The sequence below is a fragment of the Escherichia sp. WS3227_2 genome (assembly GCF_046486495.1).
Taxonomy (GTDB): Bacteria; Pseudomonadota; Gammaproteobacteria; order Enterobacterales; family Enterobacteriaceae; genus Escherichia; species Escherichia coli.
In genome coordinates, this window is sequence record NZ_JBJQLG010000006.1 from 56,631 (window position 1) to 75,891 (window position 19,261).

Below are 19,261 nucleotides of genomic sequence, written 5' to 3' on the forward strand. Positions count from 1 at the left end.
CTAACGGACGAAATAATTTTAAGTCGCCATAGTTTAGCGATAATCACCATGAATGCTATAGGATAAATGATAAAAATAATGAATTATTACAAAGGGAACATAAGAGAATCAGGGCGAAAATCGCCCTGATAACAGGATGTTAGTCGCTGCCAAAGAGATCGCGGGTGTATACCTTATCTGCCACATCCTTAAGCTCTTCTGCCATACGGTTAGAGATAATGACGTCGGCTTGTTGTTTGAAGGTCGCGAGATCACGTTCCAGGCGAGAGTTGAAGAATGAGTCTTCTTTCATCACTGGCTCGTATATGATCACTTCAACGCCTTTCGCCTTGATACGTTTCATAATCCCCTGAATGGAAGACGCACGGAAGTTATCTGACCCGCTCTTCATAATCAGACGATAAATACCCACCACTTGCGGTTTGCGTGACAAAATGGCATCGGCAATAAAGTCTTTACGCGTGCGGTTAGCATCGACAATTGCCGAAATCAGGTTATTCGGCACAGACTGGTAGTTCGCCAGTAACTGCTTGGTATCTTTCGGCAGACAATAACCACCATAACCAAACGACGGATTGTTGTAATGGTTGCCAATACGTGGATCGAGACAAACGCCTTCGATTATTTGACGGGAATTCAGACCTAAACTTTCTGCGTAGCTATCCAGTTCATTAAAGTACGCCACGCGCATCGCCAGGTAGGTGTTTGCAAAAAGTTTAATCGCTTCTGCTTCAGTGGAGTCGGTAAACAGGGTCGGGATATTTTGCTTAATCGCTCCTTCCTGTAACAACGCAGCAAAACGTTCTGCGCGTTCTGAACGCTCACCGATGACAATACGTGAAGGATGGAGATTATCGTAAAGGGCTTTACCTTCACGGAGGAATTCCGGAGAGAAAATAAGGTTATCGATACCCAGACGTTCTTTAATTGATTTGGTGAAACCTACCGGAATTGTAGATTTAATCACCATGACAGCATTAGGATTAATTTCTGTCACATCGCGAATGACCGCTTCCACGCTTGAGGTATTAAAATAATTTGTTTTCGGATCATAATCGGTAGGTGTGGCAATAATAACGTAATCGGCATTTTTATACGCGTCATACTTATCTGTCGTAGCGCGGAAATTGAGATCTTTAGTCGCCAGATACTCTTCAATCTCCTTATCAACAATCGGTGACTGCTTCTTGTTAAGCATGTCCACTTTGGCCTGAACGATATCCAGTGCAACCACTTCGTGGTTTTGCGCAATCAGGATACCATTTGAAAGACCAACATAACCTGTTCCTGAAATTGTTATTTTCATTAGCTCTGACTTCTTCCGGTTAAACATTTAGAGTGGTCATTAATCCACCACCACAGCTTCATCTACTGCGGGATTTTTAACGCTGATGTAGATGAACTGTCAAGGCAGCGATCCTGCTGTGCGGCTCTGTATTATATCGCTTTTTTAACCATAAATTATAAAAAAAGGCCATAACCTGCCGCTTTGTATAATAAAAAAGCCCGGAGGGTTTCTCCGGGCCTTGTGTTGGTTAATTGATTTAAATCAGATTAATCCAGCCATTCAGTATGGAACACACCTTCTTTATCAATGCGCTTATAAGTATGCGCACCGAAATAGTCACGCTGTGCCTGGATCAGGTTCGCAGGCAGAACAGCGGCACGGTAGCTGTCATAATAGGCAACCGCAGCGGCGAAGGTCGGAACCGGGATACCGTTCTGTACTGCATAAGCGACGACATCGCGCAGCGCCTGCTGGTAGTCATCGGCGATTTGCTTGAAGTACGGGGCCAGCAGCAGGTTAGCGATCTGCGGATTTTCGGCATATGCATCGGTGATTTTCTGCAGGAACTGCGCACGGATGATGCAGCCAGCACGGAAAATCTTCGCGATTTCGCCGTAGTTCAGATCCCAGTTGTACTCTTCAGACGCCGCACGCAGCTGAGAGAAGCCCTGAGCGTAAGAAACGATTTTGCCCAGATACAGCGCACGACGAACTTTTTCGATAAACTCAGCCTTATCGCCTGCTGGCTGCGCTTGCGGGCCAGAGAGAACTTTAGATGCGGCAACACGCTGATCTTTCAGAGAAGAGATATAACGTGCAAACACAGACTCGGTAATCAGCGACAGCGGTTCGCCGAGATCTAGCGCACTCTGGCTGGTCCATTTGCCCGTACCTTTGTTAGCCGCTTCATCCAGAATCACATCAACCAGGTAGTTACCGTCTTCATCTTTTTTGGTGAAGATATCTTTGGTGATGTCGATCAGGTAGCTGCTCAGTTCACCGTCATTCCACTCGGTAAAGGTCTGTGCCAGTTCTTCGTTGGAAAGATTCAGGCCACCTTTAAGCAGAGAATAGGCTTCAGCAATCAGCTGCATATCGCCGTATTCAATACCGTTGTGAACCATCTTCACATAGTGACCTGCACCATCGGCACCAATATAGGTAACGCATGGCTCACCGTCTTCAGCTACTGCGGCGATTTTGGTCAGGATCGGTGCAACCAGTTCATAGGCTTCTTTCTGCCCACCAGGCATAATGGAAGGACCTTTCAGCGCGCCTTCTTCACCACCGGAGACACCGGTACCAATGAAGTTAAAGCCTTCGGCAGAAAGCTCACGGTTACGACGAATGGTGTCCTGGAAGAAGGTATTACCACCATCAATGATGATGTCGCCTTTATCGAGGTATGGTTTGAGGGAATCAATAGCAGCATCCGTGCCTGCACCTGCTTTCACCATTAACAGGATGCGACGTGGCGTTTCCAGAGATTCAACAAACTCTTTCACCGTATAGTAAGGAACCAGTTTTTTGCCTGGATTTTCGGCAATCACTTCTTCCGTTTTCTCACGGGAACGGTTGAAAATAGAGACGGTATAACCACGGCTTTCGATGTTGAGCGCAAGGTTGCGCCCCATCACTGCCATACCGACGACGCCGATCTGTTGCTTTGACATTGTTTACTCCTGTCAGGGGTTACCGCGGGGAATGCGGTGATACTAAAACGATAGGAACGATAACACTAATAAAAATAGTTATAAACATTTCACATTATTTTCAAATACATTTCTTAGTGAAAAAACCGCAATAATATATACCAGAAATGAAAGAGAGCACTTAAGAAATAAGTTAAGAACCGTGTTCCTACATAAAACCATACTTAACAGAGAAAGTATAAAAAACAATATTCCGGATGGAACTAGGCATACAATCATTTGCTTCAGAAAAATCGAGTAGCGCAGCCCAACCAAACTTAGCGCAGACATAACATTTGGCAAAAACATTATCAAGTTTGCGATAAAATAAAACTGCAATAAAACGTACACGTCAAAAAAACTACCTAATAGGAATGCACTCATTTGTAAAGCGCAGTTAAAAATTGATATTTTTAATAAAAAATTGACTCTATTAAATGCCATAAATATCGAGCCTGTCGTACTAATCATTGATTGCAGTATGGCTGTCGGTGCTAACCACATGAGCATATTCGGGACCATATCCCACTTTCCTGGAAAAAATAATGATATTACGTCAAAACTCAATAAAGATAACATTATCATGAGCGGAGGAACAATTAAACATATAATTGTTAACACTCTTAAATAAGCTTTTCCAGATTCAATTTTATCATCTTTTATTCTACTGATAATAGGAAATAACGAACGCGTAAGAACAAATGTTATACTTTGCAAAGGGAATAACATCATTCTATATGCTAAAGAGTAATTCCCAAGTAATTCTGGCCCATAAATTTTCCCAATTATTATCTGGTCACTATTTCTTGAGAAATAATTGATAAAATTAAAACCAACTATGTTTGAACTGAAATTAAAAATGCTTTTCAATTCATTGAAATCAAAAACAAAAAACGGACTCCATTTAGAATAACGTATAAAAAAAATGGAACTTAACAAAGAATAAAGTAGCGTTTGTATGACTAAACTATATGCTCCAAAATGATTAGCAGCAGCAACTATCGCCACAATTAATGAAATTACAGATGAAAATATTTCAACCTTCGCAATAGTAGAGAATTTTGATTCTCTCTCTAACAAGGCTAAATGCACACTTGAAACACTATTTAATGGAAAGCTCAAACAAAGAACGATAAGCAACAGTCGTAAATGTTGATTATTAAAATAAGCAGCGATCAACTCAGAAGATAAAGCGATTATTGAAAATAGAGTGATACCTATTATAAAATTAACCCAGAAAAGAGTACTTTTCAATTGATGACTAATTGTATCTCTACTTATTATTGCTGCATTTGTACCTATATCTCTAATTATATTAGCAAAATTGATAACTACTGTTGCCATAGCGACAACCCCAAACTCTGTTGGGGTTAATAGTTTCGCAAAAACTAGAATAGCAGTTAATTGACATATTATTTTTACCACCTGTGCAATTGATGTGTTTTTTATATTTGAAATCAAAGACATATCATTTTATTCCATGAAAATGATCATCAATACTCCGAAGCATAATGTCATTATTACACGTTGCAAAGCCCAACTCAGCTAAAAATAAACTCTTAAACTTACGAATCCCTTTCATAATTACATTAGAATTTTTGTGCTCATTGTTATTTAAAGTATTAAGGGCATAAGAATCATGTGATATTTCATTCAGATGTGGTAATGCTGCTGGACATACAACAATCTTTGTATTAGATAGCTGAAGGATTTTACTAAGCCATAAGTCATCTGTACGAGGGGCAACATCTATAAATGAATCATCATATATCATTTCATGTTTAATATGTTTTTTTTTCAATACACAGCCTCCAACCCCCGTTATAATGAAATTATCTTCAATAATACTTTCATATTCTATTAATGGAAACCTAATATATCCCTTTACAGCTCCAAAGAAATTTTTATTTATTTTTCTTACTCGACTAGCTACAGGATATTCACCCATGTATTTATCGAAAGTTATCATCAATTCGTGCAACCATAGTGGTGAATATATTACATCATCATCTGCATATATCAGAATATCCTCCTCGGAAAATTCTCTTAATGCAGGAATGATTTTTCGATATGGCCCAATATTTGTAACGTATCTTATTTCCAGGTTTTTCTCAATCTTCATAAGTTTTAGCACTGATTGAGGCAAGCTTAATACTCCTGTATCTAATAAATATGCATCCTTAGATATCCATAATATTATTTTGTCAGGTTTATGATTTTGGTTTATTAAAGACCACAACGTTGCTGAACATAAATCAAGCCTTGATTGTATTGTAGTAATATTAATTATAACCATATAAAGAATTCCATTTTTTGATTGAAATATATATTCATAATCTTAGAATAATATATTAAAGCTGTAGTAACTTCAATATTTCAGTAGTTTTCGCTATCATAAGTTCTCTATTTGCATTTGACTCAACATTCAACCGCACCACCGGTTCGGTGTTGGAGGTGCGCAGGTTAAAGCGCCAGTCGGCAAAGGTCATGCTGATGCCATCGGTGCGATCCACCGCCAGCGCCTCACGGCTAAAATGCTGTTCCACGCGGTTAATCGCCTCAACGGGGTGCGCCAGTTTGCTGTTGATCTCACCGCTTGCCGGAAACGCCGCCATCCGGTCGCGTACCAGTTCGCCCAGCGTTTTCTCTTTCAGGCACACCAGTTCGGCCACCAGCAGCCACGGGATCATGCCGCTGTCGCAGTAAGCGAAATCACGGAAGTAATGGTGGGCGCTCATTTCGCCACCGTAGATGGCGTCTTCCTTGCGCATACGTTCTTTAATAAAGGCGTGTCCGGTTTTCGACATTACCGGGGTGCCGCCTGCGGCAGTCACCACATCAACGGTGTTCCAGGAGAGACGCGGATCGTGGATGATCTTCGCGCCGGGATTTTTTTCGAGGAACGCTTCTGCCAGCAGGCCGACAATGTAGTAGCCCTCGATAAACTGCCCTTTTTCGTCAAACAGAAAACAACGGTCAAAATCGCCATCAAAGGCAATGCCCATATCCGCGCCGTGTTTGATGACCGCATTGCGGGTGTCGTCGCGGCATTCAGGCAGCAGCGGGTTAGGAATACCGTTGGGGAAATTGCCGTCCGGTGTGTTGTGTACTTTGATTAATTCCACGGGCGCGCCGAGGACTTTAAAGCGGGCTTCAATGGCGTCCACTACTGGACCCGCTGCGCCGTTCCCGGAGTTGATCACCAGCTTGAGCGGCGTGAGGTTTTTGACGTTGATATAACCGAACAGGTGATCAACGTAAGCGTCACGCAGATTGATTTGCTGATAGCGACCGCGTTTGGTTGCATCAACGGGAGGAAAGTTGTTGGCTTCTGCCAGACGCTGGACATCGCGCAGTCCGGTATCACCGCTGATCGGGCGAGCCCCCTCGCGCACCAGCTTCATGCCGTTATAATCCATCGGATTATGGCTGGCGGTAACTTCAATGCCGCCATCCACGCCGAGATGGAACGTGGCGAAATAGATCTCTTCGGTGCCGGACATGCCAATATCCAGCACATCGACGCCCGCATCCTGCAAACCTTTTGCCAGCGCCAGTTTTAAGGTTTCGCTGGTGAGGCGGACATCACCGCCTAACACAATGGTTTTCGGTTTGAGAAATTCACCATAGGCACGCCCAATGCGCCAGGCGATATCTTCATTCAGTTCTTCGCCTAATTTCCCGCGAATATCGTAGGCTTTAAAGCAGGTTAATTTAGTCATTTCACACACCATCATTTAAAAATTTATTTATTAAATATAAGAGTTGAATGCTTTAAAATGAACGATTCTCTTAATTTCATTCGTAATGGATTAAATTCTTCCATAGCGATCTGACAAGCGCACCACATCATCCTCTTCGAGATAAGAGCCGGAGCGCACTTCAATTAAATCGAGCGGAATTTTTCCCGGGTTTTCCAGGCAGTGCGTCGCCCCCAGCGGAATATAAATGGACTCGTTTTCACCAAGCAGTTTGATATCACCGTCAATAGTGACTTTTGCCGTTCCCGCGACAACCACCCAGTGTTCCGCGCGGTGATGATGCATCTGTACCGACAAGCCTTCGCCCGGTTTCACGGTGATGCGTTTCACCTGGTAGCGGTCGCCCGCGTCGATAGAGTCATATTTGCCCCACGGACGATACACTTCGCGATGCACCCGATGCTCATGGCGACCATCGGCTTTGATCTGCTCGACCACTTTTTTCACATCCTGCACCGCGTTACGGTCAGCAATCAGCACCGCATCTTTGGTCTGCACCACTACCAGATCTTTAACCCCGACGGTGGTGACCAGGCCAGATTCGGCATACACATAGCTGTTTTCAGTTTTGTGATTAATCACATCGCCATGGCAAACGTTGCCCTCGGCGGTGTGGGCGCTGATCTCCCATAATGAAGACCAGGAACCGACATCGCTCCAGCCCGCATCCATCGGCACCACAACAGCATCTGCCGTTCGTTCCATGACCGCGTAATCCACCGACTCTTCCGGGCAGGCCAGAAACGCTTCTTCATCCACGCGAATAAAATCGAGATCCGGATCGACGGCGCTCATCGCTTTTTCGCAGGCATCGAGGATATCCGGGCGATATTTTTTCAGTTCTTCGAGATAGCGTCCGGCGCGGAACAGGAACATGCCGCTGTTCCAGTAATATTCGCCGCTTGCCACATAGGCCTGGGCGGTTTCCAGATTCGGTTTTTCGACAAAACGTTCGACTTTAAAAGCCGTTCGTTGATCAGTTGAACTTATTAAATCACCACGCAGAATATATCCATATCCGGTTTCTGGTTTTGTAGGCACAATGCCATACGTAACTAAATTACCTTTATCAGAGAGTATTATTGAATTATTTACAGCATCACAAAACTCATCATTATTATTTATAATGTGATCGGCCGACAATATTAATAAATTAGAATCTTCACCATAAATTTTTTTAGCTGCTATAGCAGCTAAGGCAATAGCAGGTGCAGTATTTTTCCCTTTCGGCTCTAAGATAATATTGTTTTTTAACCTGTTTACCATTCTTAATTGTTCTGCAACTATAAATCTATGTTGCTCATTACAAATAACAATTGGTGAATTACTTGTTATACTTTCCAAACGAAGTATTGTTGATTGTAGCATTGTGTAATCGCCTGATAATCTCAAAAACTGCTTTGGGTATAACTCGCGAGATAATGGCCAAAGTCTGCTACCAGTACCTCCAGCCATTATTACTGGTATTAAAGACATAACCGCTCCTATTAAATATATTTGTCGTTACAAACGTCTAATATTATATTATAAAAATGCGGAAGTACTATTTTATCATCAAAAATCGTTGATGCCCTAATCTTCGCATTAACAGAGAATATATCTAAGTTTACTTTATTCAAATAGATTTTTTTAATCGCTTCTGCCAAACTATACGGATCCCCCGGTGTAACAGTAAGCCCAGTTAAATTATTGATACTAACATCCGGAACTCCAGTTGGGAGGCTAGTATTAATGACAGGAGTCCCTAGGGCTAAGGATTCTAGCTGTGTTATGCCAAAGGCCTCTGAATTTGCAATAGAAGGAAATAAAAAACATTTTATATTTTTTAATAAAAAACACTTCTCATCTTCTTTAAGAAATCTGTTAATGAAAATGACATTAGAAAGCTGTTCTTGTTTTATGATGTTTGCTATATGATTAGATAATTCACCTTTACCTGAAATTACAACTCTCGGTTCAACCCCCTCTTTTTTTAAAATTTTTAATGCTTCAAGTAATACATCTAATCCCTTGTAATAGGATAAACGACCAAATGATATAAACTGTGCATCAGCATAAGATTTTATTTCAGAATCAAATTCGTTTACATTTAAAGAATTAACTTTTTTATTCAAGCCATCAGTATCAATTGACAATGGTACAATTTGTAATTTTTCCTTTACTATTCCCAAATACTCGGAGTGTTGAGATAAATTCTTTGATGTTGTACAAACAACATTTGCTTTACGTAATGCTTTTTTTATAAAAAAACCTAAAATAAGTTTGAGCTTCTTTTGTCTTACGATATCACTATGCCAAAAAATCATTGTTTTCTTTTTTTTCGGCAAAAATAAACACATTGCTATATCAGCCAATGGAAATGGTTCATGAAAGATTATAAATTTATTATCTAACACCGATCTAATATAATGATAAAAAAAAGATAGAGATAGCGGCATCGAAAAAAAAGTACCCAATGATGAACATCTAATAATATTAACTCCTTGTATATTGATTTTTTCAGTTTTCAGTGATGCATTTTTTTTAATACAAAGAACTGTAACTTTATTCCCTTTCGTAGTTAAAAAATTAGCGTGCTGTTGGACTACTGTTTCTACGCCTCCAACATCAGGCCAATAAAACTTATTTATTAAAAGAATATTCATTCATCACCTTAAGCATGCTATTAACAGTTTTTTTCCAGGAAAATTTTTTCAATACATCAGAATAATCTTTCCTCAGATCTTTTTTTTGAACCGAACTAATCATTTTATTCAATCCATCAAAATTATATGGGTCAAAATATTCTATATGTTCCCCTGCAATCTCATGGAAAATTTCAATATTTGACGCAAATATTGGCAATTGATATGCCATAGCTTCCAGTAGTGGCAAACCGAACCCTTCATATCTCGATGGAAAAATGAAAAACGAAGCATTTTTATATAAATTATCAAGTTCTTCATCACTAATAAAACCAGTAAAAACTATAGATTTTGTACTTACTGGATCATCAGAAATAGCCTTAGTTTTAAAATTACTATAATCTCCCACTATATAGATTAATGCGTCTGGTACGTAATTATTTAGATAATCTATTAAAGGTAAAATGTTTTTATGTTTCTTTACATTGCCCACACACAACCCATATATTTCAGAGGGTTCTGCCCCTTGAAATGTAATATTTCCGTTTTTCTTTTCCCATCCATTATGAACTACAACATATTTATTTTCATTAAAAAAGGGGTAAAAACACTTTAATTCTTTTTTGGTGAAACCGGAAATTGTAAAAATTTTATTTGAATTAATTATTTGCCATAGCATAAGGACCCAATAGGCTATAGATAGGTGCAGCGGAAAACAATCTCTCATCCGTACTGGGCATAAATCATGCACTGTTGAAAAAATTTTATATTTTTTGCTTTTAAAAGGCGTTAAAGCTAAATTTGGGATTAAATAACAGTCGTAGTTAATTAACAACTTCCGAAGTTTGAATATGTTCTTGATACTAAACCTACCGTAGTTAACTTTTATTATTTGTATATCTTCAGGTATACCCTCGACACTTTCTGTTTCATTAAGTATTAAAGTCACATTTTCATTAGAATCAGTGACCAATTCATGTATAATTTGTTTGATATACACACCAACACCAGAAGAATGTAACATTCTTCCGTCAATTAATAGACGCAAAATAACTCTCCAACTTAAAAATCAACTCTCATACTCGATAGTTTTATAATTTCGTTAGCTATGTTATTAACTGAAAACTCAGCTTTAACTTTCAAATAACCCACATACCCCATTTTTTTGCATTTATCTTCATTTTCCAATAGCTCATTGATTTTATCACCTAACTCCCTATCATTTCCTTCTTCAACCAGTATCCCATTATATTCGTTATCGATTAGATAACTTGGCCCGCCACAATCGAATGCAATTACAGTCTTTTCGTTCTGCCAAGACTCAATAATTACCCTTCCAAAGGTTTCAGGACCTCCAAAACGAGAAATAGATGAACTAATCACAAACTCACATTTCCGATAATAATTTTGAATATTTTTAGTATATCCCTTAAAGACAACACGCTCACTTAATCCTAATCGATGCACAATTTGTTTCAGTTCTTCATAATATTGAAGATCGACAACATCACCAACGACATATAACTTTACTAAAATATTGGATTTATACATCGCATATAAAATATGGTGAATCCCTTTCCATCGTGAAATCATAGCTGGACAGAGAATAAATTTTTCTTTAATGTCGAATGCCTCATTAGTTGTTAGCTTATCAATTGAAACATCATCTATCGGGTTAGGGATTATATAAACTTTTTTATCGAAATTTTTGTTGACGTAACTTTCAACGGCCTTAGATGCAACGCAAAAAATATGATTATCGAGCAATCGTTTAATTATTTTTTTATATCGCCACTGAAAATCCCTAACAAAAATCAATTTACGCTTACTCTTAATATTTTGGCTAAATATTGAAGAGATTGCTATTAAAAAAGCCGACTTATTTGTATTTGTAATTATAACATCACTTTCATTTGCCAACTTGATTATATTCTGAATATTATTAATAGTTGCAAAAATTGAATTACCTCTACTTGCTGTTTTAACCATTATTTTATTATTCTTTAAATTCCTACAATGAATTTCATTTTCAGCGAAAACAACCACATGATGCTTTTGAATCAAACCCTTACAAATAATCTCGATGGTTCTTTCACTTCCACCATATCCAGATGCAGTTGAGATGATTAAAATATTCATTTATTATTTTTTCCCACAAGGCAGACTATTAAGTATAAAGCCCAGAAAAACATATAAGTAGGAGACGCTAATTTAACGAAACATAAAGACAATAAAACCTTTTGCCTTATCCCATAGTCCATAGTTATGATTTTATAAAGTAGTGGTATAATAAGAAGCAGGCCAATTGGGAAGCCAAAAATAGTAAACAGACTAGTATAAACTGTTGTATCCCCCAAACCATCATATGCACCGTTGAAGTCACTTTTCCTAAGTAAACCATAGCCTTTAAAGAAAACATCATTATTAAAGTAATCTACAAGCATCGATAATTTGACAGAACTGCTTCCATCATTTCCATTCAAGACCTTATCAAGTCTAAACAGAAGATAATCGCTAGAATAATAATATGCAACAAGCAATAACATAGTAAGAATTAATAATAATTTTATATTAAATCTAAAAAAAACAACAATAAAAAACAATATAACAAGAATACATCCTACAATTGATAGCGTTACAATGACCCCCCCCAAGCCTAACATGATAATATAATCAATCTTGTTTCCATTATTTATATAACGCAAGCATATGAATGGAAATATAAACCCTACATAAATTGAAGGTTCTTCAAAAAGGCCCCCACCGCGAAACAGCCTTAAAGAGTCTGATAATATCACGATACTTCTTGTTTCGGCACCACCAGTAAGAGCCCCTACATCTAATAAAGTATTGAAGAAGTAAAATGCTACTATTTGCATAGATAATAGTAGCGTATGAAATAAGATAACTATTTTTGTTGTTTTTATCCAGAAATGAGGTCGAGAAAGTATATCTCTTGACTGTACCAAAAACATACCCACTATCAATACATATGTGATTATCATAACATATGAGGAAAGCAGGTAGCTTGCGAACCCAAAATGACCTATTGTTAAACTAATTATTAGTGAAAAAAGGATTAGAAATGCGACTGCAATTATAAAGAGAGAATGTCTCCCAATAAGTTTCTTTTCCCATCCAACGAGGAGAGCAAAACTAGATAAAATCACTGGTATTAAAAAACTTAAAAAAACATTACCCAATATGCTAGCAACTTTAAGTGTGGAAAAAAACACCACACCGATGAGTAAATTTTGTCGATTCATAGTATATCATCTTTAAAAAGGCACGCTACCGCCCCTGGCTTGACAGTTACCAGTACGCTGCGATTTCCCTCATATTATCTAAATTCAATTCAAGTTTATGCTGTGTAAGAAAATTTAATTACTGATTGTCTTACCATTAAAAACAAGACTCAAGGATATATGGATAAATTTTCCCTCCAATACCTACACGTTGTTAATTGATGGTTTTGCAAACGAAAAACGGGAGGAATATCAGTTACGCAATACTCCCGCAAAAAACATTCACCACCGTTTTAGCCCCTCTATTGACTATAACTTCCTGTTAATACCATTATTGGTTCAATAAATGTTCAATACCTTTACGGAACTTCGCCCCTTCTTTCAGGTTGCGTAAGCCATACTTCACAAACGCCTGCATATAGCCCATTTTTTTACCGCAGTCGTAGCTGTCACCAGTCATCAGCATTGCATCAACGGACTGTTTTTTCGCCAGTTCAGCAATGGCATCAGTCAGCTGAATACGCCCCCATGCACCAGGTTGAGTGCGTTCAAGTTCCGGCCAAATATCCGCAGAAAGCACATAGCGACCAACGGCCATGATGTCTGAGTCCAGCGTTTGTGGCTGATCCGGTTTTTCGATGAATTCAACAATGCGGCTGACTTTGCCTTCACGGTCCAGCGGTTCTTTGGTCTGGATGACGGAGTATTCAGAGAGGTCACCCGGCATACGTTTTGCCAGCACCTGGCTACGGCCCGTTTCATTGAAGCGCGCAATCATGGCAGCAAGGTTGTAGCGTAGCGGGTCGGCGCTGGCGTCGTCGATCACTACGTCTGGCAGTACCACGACAAATGGGTTGTCACCAATGGCAGGTCGCGCACACAAAATGGAGTGGCCTAAACCTAAAGGTTCGCCCTGACGCACGTTCATAATGGTCACTCCCGGTGGACAGATCGACTGCACTTCCGCCAGCAGCTGACGCTTCACGCGCTGTTCAAGGAGAGATTCTAATTCATAAGAGGTGTCGAAGTGGTTTTCGACCGCGTTCTTGGACGCATGAGTTACCAGGAGGATTTCTTTGATCCCTGCAGCCACAATCTCGTCAACAATGTACTGAATCATTGGCTTGTCGACGATCGGTAGCATCTCTTTGGGTATCGCCTTAGTGGCAGGCAACATATGCATCCCAAGACCCGCTACCGGTATAACTGCTTTTAAATTCGTCATTCTTTTCCTACCTCTAAGTGGCTGATAGTGCGTAAATTATTGCCATAGGTTAGCCAAACGGTATGGCTATATACCAAAGCTTAGTTCCGCATAACTTTGATTAAACCTTGCGATAACACTACACACCATCAGCATCTGGGTTACTCGGATTACTCGGAATTCCGCATACTGATAATTTAATCAGTACCTCTTTCCGAATAATCGTAGTCCAACCTGGTCCTTTTTTCTCTGACTCGTCTGCATTACTCAGAAACAAACGTTATGTCGTCTTTTTTGGCATGAACGAATTCATACTGCAGTGTTCGATCCAGACCTTGCGACAGCGTATACGGTGCCACAAAACCTGAAGAATGCACTTTCGTTGCGTCAAACTGTGTTGTTGCGCAGAATTTTTTCACGCGCACTGAGCTGACAGCGTATTTTTTGCCCGTAATTTTGCTCAGGATATCAAAACAATATCCACCCAGCATTCCTAGTGGGTAAGGCAAGTGCATAGAAGGGATCTTTTTGTTCAGGCTTTGTTCAACTTCAGCAACCAACTGGTTCATGTTCAGGTCTGGCTTATCAACATAGTTATAAACCTCATAACCTGCGGCAACATTCTTCAGTTTGTACTTGATAAACTCAACAATGTTTCCAACATAAGCCATGGACTTATAGTTAGTCCCTGCGCCCACCATCATAAACTTGCCGCCAGCGATCTGTTTCAGCAAGTTATAGACGTTACCGCGGTTCCGTTCACCGAAGATAACGGTAGGACGGATGATGGTTAATGAACGTTCTGTTGGTGCTTTGTTATACCATTCACGCAGCACTTCCTCTGCCTGCCACTTACTTTTGCCGTAGTGGTTGAAAGGATCGTGTGGATGGTTTTCGTCAGGGTTGTGTTTGTTCAAACCATAAACAGCAACGGAACTGGTAAAGATGATATTTTTAACGCCATTTTTTTCCATGGCCGCCAGTACATTGCGGGTACCCTGAACGTTGACATCATAATAGAGAGAAGTAGGGCTGACGTCATCGCGGTGTTCCGCTGCCAGTAGCACAACAGTGTCAAAACCGGCTAACGCCTGGTCGAGTGCCTGTTGATCACGAACATCGCCAATCTGTGTGATTTCTGGATAAAAGTGGCTCTGCTGTTTGTCCAGGTTCTTGATATTAAAGTCAGCAATTGCCGTTTCAAGTAGTCGGGTTCCTACGAATCCGGAAGCTCCTATGAGCAAAACGTTATCGTTCATAAATCACTTTAGTCTGGTTGTTACGTAAGAAACACAAGATAAAGATGAGTACCTTCCCTGAGAAGTCAATGCTGCCCAGCCCCAGCTTTAACAGTTAGTGTGAGGATTATAATCTTTTAGAACATTATATCCAGTAAGTTTATGAATGGTCGCAAATCTACTCCCTCCGTTCCGGCAATCTAAAGTTAATCTTTTCCACATTAACAATATGGTGATTAACCCTGTCGATATCGACGGAGCTTTGCCCTCTTTCATTCACCGCATGAACATTTGCAAGAGATAGCAGTGTTTCTTTTTTCGCCATAAACACGCCGCGAACGTCTTTGCGCATGTCGAAGTCCATGCTCAATGCGGGTCCAACTGAGGATTCCTGCATCACATTGATATTACGCATAAAAAGATGTTGCGGTTTGTTGTGTAACTCCAGCGACGCACGCTTCATCTCAATGTTAGTCAGCGCCACAAAGGAGACAGCATTCCCGGCGGAGATTTGAATGCCGCGCAATTTATAAGCAAGATGAGTATTATCCAGTTGAATATTATTCACCCGGAAATTCTGCGGTATCGAGAGATATTTGCCTTTAATTACCCCATAGCCGATTAACATCCCGGCACTATTAATCATTTCAATATTATCAATCACAAAGTTGTCACAACCATAAATAGCAACTGTGGCGTTATCAATACCTGCTTTCTTACTGAAATCCGGTGTGATATTGCAGGCTTTGATATTACGAATAACAAAATGTTTACCATTTTCAACATGTATCAACTGCCGACAATCCGATCCCGTGATATTCGCCACAACAAAATTTTTCACTGTCTGGTCTTCCGGGTAATTGTTATTGTAGGTACTTCCCGCAAGGCCTATGCCAATGCCCCAGTTGATTTTTCCGTTAGTACAGTTGATGCGCTCGATGATGTGGTCGGAGATCAAAATATCACTGTCGTTAATTGCCACGTTCCATTCAATGGCGTCGCCTTGTAAGTCGCTGAACTTACAGTTGGTGATGTTGGCACCGATAATCTGGTTATGAAATCCCTGGCGTAAAATGGCGTAATTAGCGTGGCTGACGGTCAGGTTATCGATGGTCAAGTTGCGCATGACGCGTTTATTTTTGCCGCCGATATAAATCTGCGTTACCGGGCCAAAACCGCTCATCGCCAACCCTTTGATGGTGCAGTCAGAACCACGCACATCCAGGGTGATGTTATGCATACTGCCGCCCTCCTCCCCTGTCACCTGGCTGCCGTCCTGTAAAACAAATCGCCCTCTGCCGTTGCCGCGCAGGCTTCCAAGGATGTGTAACGTTTTGCCAGGAGGAATGAAGATGCCGGTGTTGATATTGTCGCAAACCAATCCGGCAGGCACGACGACTGTTTGCCCTTCGCTGAAGGCTTGTTTAAATGAGGCGATCCAGTCGTGAGGGTTGTAGTCGTTAATGTTAACGCTCTGTTGGTCGGGAAGTGCGCGAGCGAAAGGGGTATGGAGGAAGGCAAGCGCCGAGCTTGCCGTCAGGAAGGTGCGTCGGGAGAGTTTTTTAAATGGCATGCGTTCTCCTCTATAAAGCCTGCAGCAAGCTGGCGAGTTCCCGATTAATCACCTGCTGGTTAAAATCGTGTTCGACTTTTTCGCGCGCACGTTTGACGACCGGAGCCAGTTCGTCGGTGTCCAGTTGGCTAAACGCCGCCAGTCGTTGCGCCAGTGCACGGGCATCGTTCTCAGGCACCAGCCAGCCGGATTTATCGGCCTCCACCAGTTCCGGTATTCCGCTGTGCAGAGTAGAAACAACCGGAATGCCAACCGCCATCGCTTCCATTAGCGCCACCGGAATGCCTTCCATATCGCCGTCCGCACCTGTAACCGATGGCAACAGGAAGACATCCGCGTCATCGAGCATCGCCTTCACTTCATGGCTCGGTTTAAAGCCCGGCATCTCCACCACATCTTCCAGTCGATATTGTTCGATGAGCGTGCGCAGGCGTCGTTCCCACGGGCCAATGCCGAGGATGCGATAGCGAAATGCCACGCCCTGCTCTTTCAGCTGACGGCAGGCTTCAATCGCCACATGCAGGCCTTTTTTCTCGGTTAAGCGTGCGACGGAGATGATTTCCAGCGGCGTTGCGGGCGCTTTCACCGGACGCGGGCTAAAGCGCGTCATGTCCACGCCCATACGCGATACGGCAATTTTTTCCCTCGGGCAGCCCATTTTTTGCAGCCTTCCGGCCCACAGATCGCTTATCGGTAGCATCAAATCGCCACGGCGAAACAGTTGTTGATATTCGGGGGTGTAGTGGTTGAGCACTTCCCGACTGGAGATATCAATGCCGTGGAAGATGGTGGCAATTTTGCCGCGAATGACACCCAGTTCCCGTAGTTTTGCTGCGGTTACCCCCGCAGGGCCAAAATGAGCGATAAAGACATCGGCATGAAACGGTGTTGCGACCTGGCCGCAAATGGCAGATAAAATCAGGTTCCGCGACTCGGCACCATAGCGTTTGAGGTTGAGCGCCTGCCAGGTATTTTTACGATGAATGCCGCGTAAGGTCTGGCTGGCGCGGTGGCGCAGTTTCGCCACTTTGCCCGCAGGTTCGTCCTGTAACCAACGGGTTCTGGCGGCAAGGTTGTATTTCGTCCAGGCCGCGTGGGTGTTTTGTGTATCGCCTTTTTGCAGCGCGACAATCTCCACCTCAAATCCCATATCAATAAACGCGGTAATTTGATTGAGGACGAAGGTTTCCGACGACAGCGGGAATTTCAGTAAAAAGAAGCCGACCTTCATTTCACCTCCCCGATGCGCTCAAGCACAGACTGCACCATCTGCATTCCTGTCTGACGTTCGCGAGTGACGGCTTCGTTAAGTCGTGCGTTCAGCGCCGGAAGCTGGCCTAAGGTATCCGCAACCATCGCTTGCAGGCTGCCGTCCAGTAAATGACGGATATCAATCGCCATCTCTTGCAGCCCCAGCTGCTGCATAATCCCGGCGGATTTATGCTCATAGTTGATGGCAATCGCCGGAGTGGCAAAGTTCATCGAGATAATGGCGGAGTGCAGGCGCGTACCGACGGTGAGTTCACAAGCACCCAGAATTTTGCCCATTTCCAGATCGTTGAGTTCATCCATCACTACGTGATAACGGGCAGGATCGCTGATGTGCTGGCGCAGGTTGAGCGCCACCATGCGGTCGTCTTTGTTATAGCTGTCGATGCCCGTACAGGTGGAAAGCGCAATCACCTGATAGCCTTCGTCGAGAATGCGATTGACCACCCCGGCAAAGGCTTTTTCATACGCTTGCTGAGTGGTGCCGAGACGTTTGTCGAACGGTGCCAGTTCGCGCAGGGTAATTGCCACCGTTTTCTGTTGTGCGGCAACGTCCAGCCAGTGTTGAACGGCATAGCTGGCGGTGAAATCTTCGGTGTGGTGATCGACCAGCCACGCGGTATCGACGCCATGTTCAACTTCTGCAGTGGTGATATTGCTGCGTTTCATCAGTTCAAGGCTGACCGATTCGCGCAGGATCAGCGCGTCGCAGTGACCAAAAACGTAGTTCGCCAGTTGGTTAAATTGCTCATCCTGGAATGGACCGACGCTGTGACCAATCATAAACAGCGGCTTTTTCGCCATAAATGTGCAAAGTGCGTGTTCAAACTGCGGCACGCCATAGAGATCGACAAAAAACGATCCGCCGACCTGAATAATGGCGTCGTAACCTGAAAGCAGGCGCACGAAGTCAGTGAATCCCTGGGCGATGGCGATATTACGCAGCTTGCCAGTGTCGGTGACGCGTGAGAGCAATACCTGATGCTGGTAGCGGCGACGGAGGACTTTTTTAACGCGCCCGACAACGCCCGCCGCGCTGTTGTGTTGTTTCATTTGCAGGAACAGCGGATCGCCCATTACCGGGCGGTTGAGCAGCCAGGAAGAACTGACCGGATAGCGGCTCATCACGTCCACTTCGGCATGTGGATTGAGGATGTTGATGGCATCAAGTAAGCCGCGCAAGATGGCGCTGTCGCCGCGGTTGCCGCAAGTGTGGTTGCCCAGAATAAGTAATTTCATTATGACCTCAAAAGGAGTTCTAAATTGCGTCGGTGCTATGGTTGATGATTAAGAGTTAAACCGGTGACATATTCAAAGCCGTGCTCGATCAGTCCCCTCGCCCCCTGGGGAGAGGGTTAGGGTGAGGGG

General features: G+C 42.3%; 15 protein-coding genes. All 15 read right to left on the reverse strand.

The annotated features are described in order from the left end of the window. Positions 1-139: 139 nt before the first annotated feature. The 15 genes from ugd to wcaK all read right to left on the reverse strand — a co-directional run bounded on the left by ugd (position 140) and on the right by wcaK (position 19,132). A complete protein-coding gene (ugd, locus tag ACJHXB_RS10205; RefSeq protein WP_000704797.1) occupies positions 140-1,306 on the reverse strand; it encodes a UDP-glucose 6-dehydrogenase in 1,167 nt (388 codons plus the stop codon). Between the two features lie 248 nt (positions 1,307-1,554). After that, complete coding sequence (gene gndA / locus ACJHXB_RS10210; RefSeq protein ID WP_042097149.1) at positions 1,555-2,961, reverse strand: NADP-dependent phosphogluconate dehydrogenase; 1,407 nt, start codon at positions 2,959-2,961, stop codon at positions 1,555-1,557. Between the two features lie 78 nt (positions 2,962-3,039). Further along, on the reverse strand, positions 3,040-4,446 hold the full coding sequence (gene wzx, locus ACJHXB_RS10215; protein ID WP_097447023.1) for an O175 family O-antigen flippase: 1,407 nt from the start codon (positions 4,444-4,446) through the stop codon (positions 3,040-3,042). A gap of 1 nt (position 4,447) precedes the next feature. Continuing rightward, on the reverse strand, positions 4,448-5,275 hold the full coding sequence (locus tag ACJHXB_RS10220; protein WP_001446505.1) for a glycosyltransferase family A protein: 828 nt from the start codon (positions 5,273-5,275) through the stop codon (positions 4,448-4,450). A gap of 55 nt (positions 5,276-5,330) precedes the next feature. After that, positions 5,331-6,701, reverse strand: coding sequence for a colanic acid biosynthesis phosphomannomutase CpsG (cpsG, locus tag ACJHXB_RS10225; protein ID WP_097447022.1), 1,371 nt, complete (start codon positions 6,699-6,701; stop codon positions 5,331-5,333). A 90-nt stretch (positions 6,702-6,791) separates the two neighbouring features. Beyond that, positions 6,792-8,216, reverse strand: a complete 1,425-nt coding sequence (gene cpsB, locus ACJHXB_RS10230; RefSeq protein ID WP_097749514.1) for a mannose-1-phosphate guanyltransferase — start codon at positions 8,214-8,216, stop codon at positions 6,792-6,794. Between the two features lie 11 nt (positions 8,217-8,227). After that, positions 8,228-9,385, reverse strand: a complete 1,158-nt coding sequence (locus ACJHXB_RS10235) for a glycosyltransferase (protein WP_001023675.1) — start codon at positions 9,383-9,385, stop codon at positions 8,228-8,230. Beyond that, positions 9,363-10,412, reverse strand: coding sequence for a glycosyltransferase family 4 protein (locus ACJHXB_RS10240; RefSeq protein WP_137487183.1), 1,050 nt, complete (start codon positions 10,410-10,412; stop codon positions 9,363-9,365). The genes ACJHXB_RS10235 and ACJHXB_RS10240 overlap by 23 nt, the downstream gene beginning before the upstream one ends. Positions 10,413-10,426: 14 nt before the next feature. Further along, positions 10,427-11,503 carry a glycosyltransferase family 4 protein gene (locus ACJHXB_RS10245; protein ID WP_042096531.1) on the reverse strand — a complete coding sequence of 359 codons (1,077 nt, stop codon included), beginning with the start codon at positions 11,501-11,503 and terminating at the stop codon, positions 10,427-10,429. Beyond that, positions 11,500-12,630 (reverse strand): O175 family O-antigen polymerase, encoded by a 1,131-nt coding sequence (gene wzy / locus ACJHXB_RS10250; RefSeq protein ID WP_042096529.1) that lies wholly within the window; start codon positions 12,628-12,630, stop codon positions 11,500-11,502. Before wzy ends, ACJHXB_RS10245 begins: the two co-directional genes overlap by 4 nt. A gap of 310 nt (positions 12,631-12,940) precedes the next feature. Further along, positions 12,941-13,834, reverse strand: a complete 894-nt coding sequence (galF, locus tag ACJHXB_RS10255) for a UTP--glucose-1-phosphate uridylyltransferase GalF (protein WP_000183058.1) — start codon at positions 13,832-13,834, stop codon at positions 12,941-12,943. A gap of 242 nt (positions 13,835-14,076) precedes the next feature. After that, positions 14,077-15,072, reverse strand: coding sequence for an N-acetyl-alpha-D-glucosaminyl-diphospho-ditrans,octacis-undecaprenol 4-epimerase (locus tag ACJHXB_RS10260; protein ID WP_000999466.1), 996 nt, complete (start codon positions 15,070-15,072; stop codon positions 14,077-14,079). Positions 15,073-15,229: 157 nt separating this feature from the next. Then, the gene (gene wcaM / locus ACJHXB_RS10265; RefSeq protein WP_042096528.1) at positions 15,230-16,624 is read right to left on the reverse strand and encodes a colanic acid biosynthesis protein WcaM; all 1,395 of its coding nucleotides are present in this window, start codon (positions 16,622-16,624) and stop codon (positions 15,230-15,232) included. A gap of 10 nt (positions 16,625-16,634) precedes the next feature. Continuing rightward, positions 16,635-17,855, reverse strand: coding sequence for a colanic acid biosynthesis glycosyltransferase WcaL (gene wcaL, locus ACJHXB_RS10270; protein WP_087890957.1), 1,221 nt, complete (start codon positions 17,853-17,855; stop codon positions 16,635-16,637). After that, positions 17,852-19,132: a colanic acid biosynthesis pyruvyl transferase WcaK gene (wcaK, locus tag ACJHXB_RS10275; RefSeq protein WP_042096525.1), complete on the reverse strand. Its 1,281-nt coding sequence runs from the start codon at positions 19,130-19,132 to the stop codon at positions 17,852-17,854. The genes wcaL and wcaK overlap by 4 nt, the downstream gene beginning before the upstream one ends. Between the last annotated feature and the right edge of the window lie 129 nt (positions 19,133-19,261).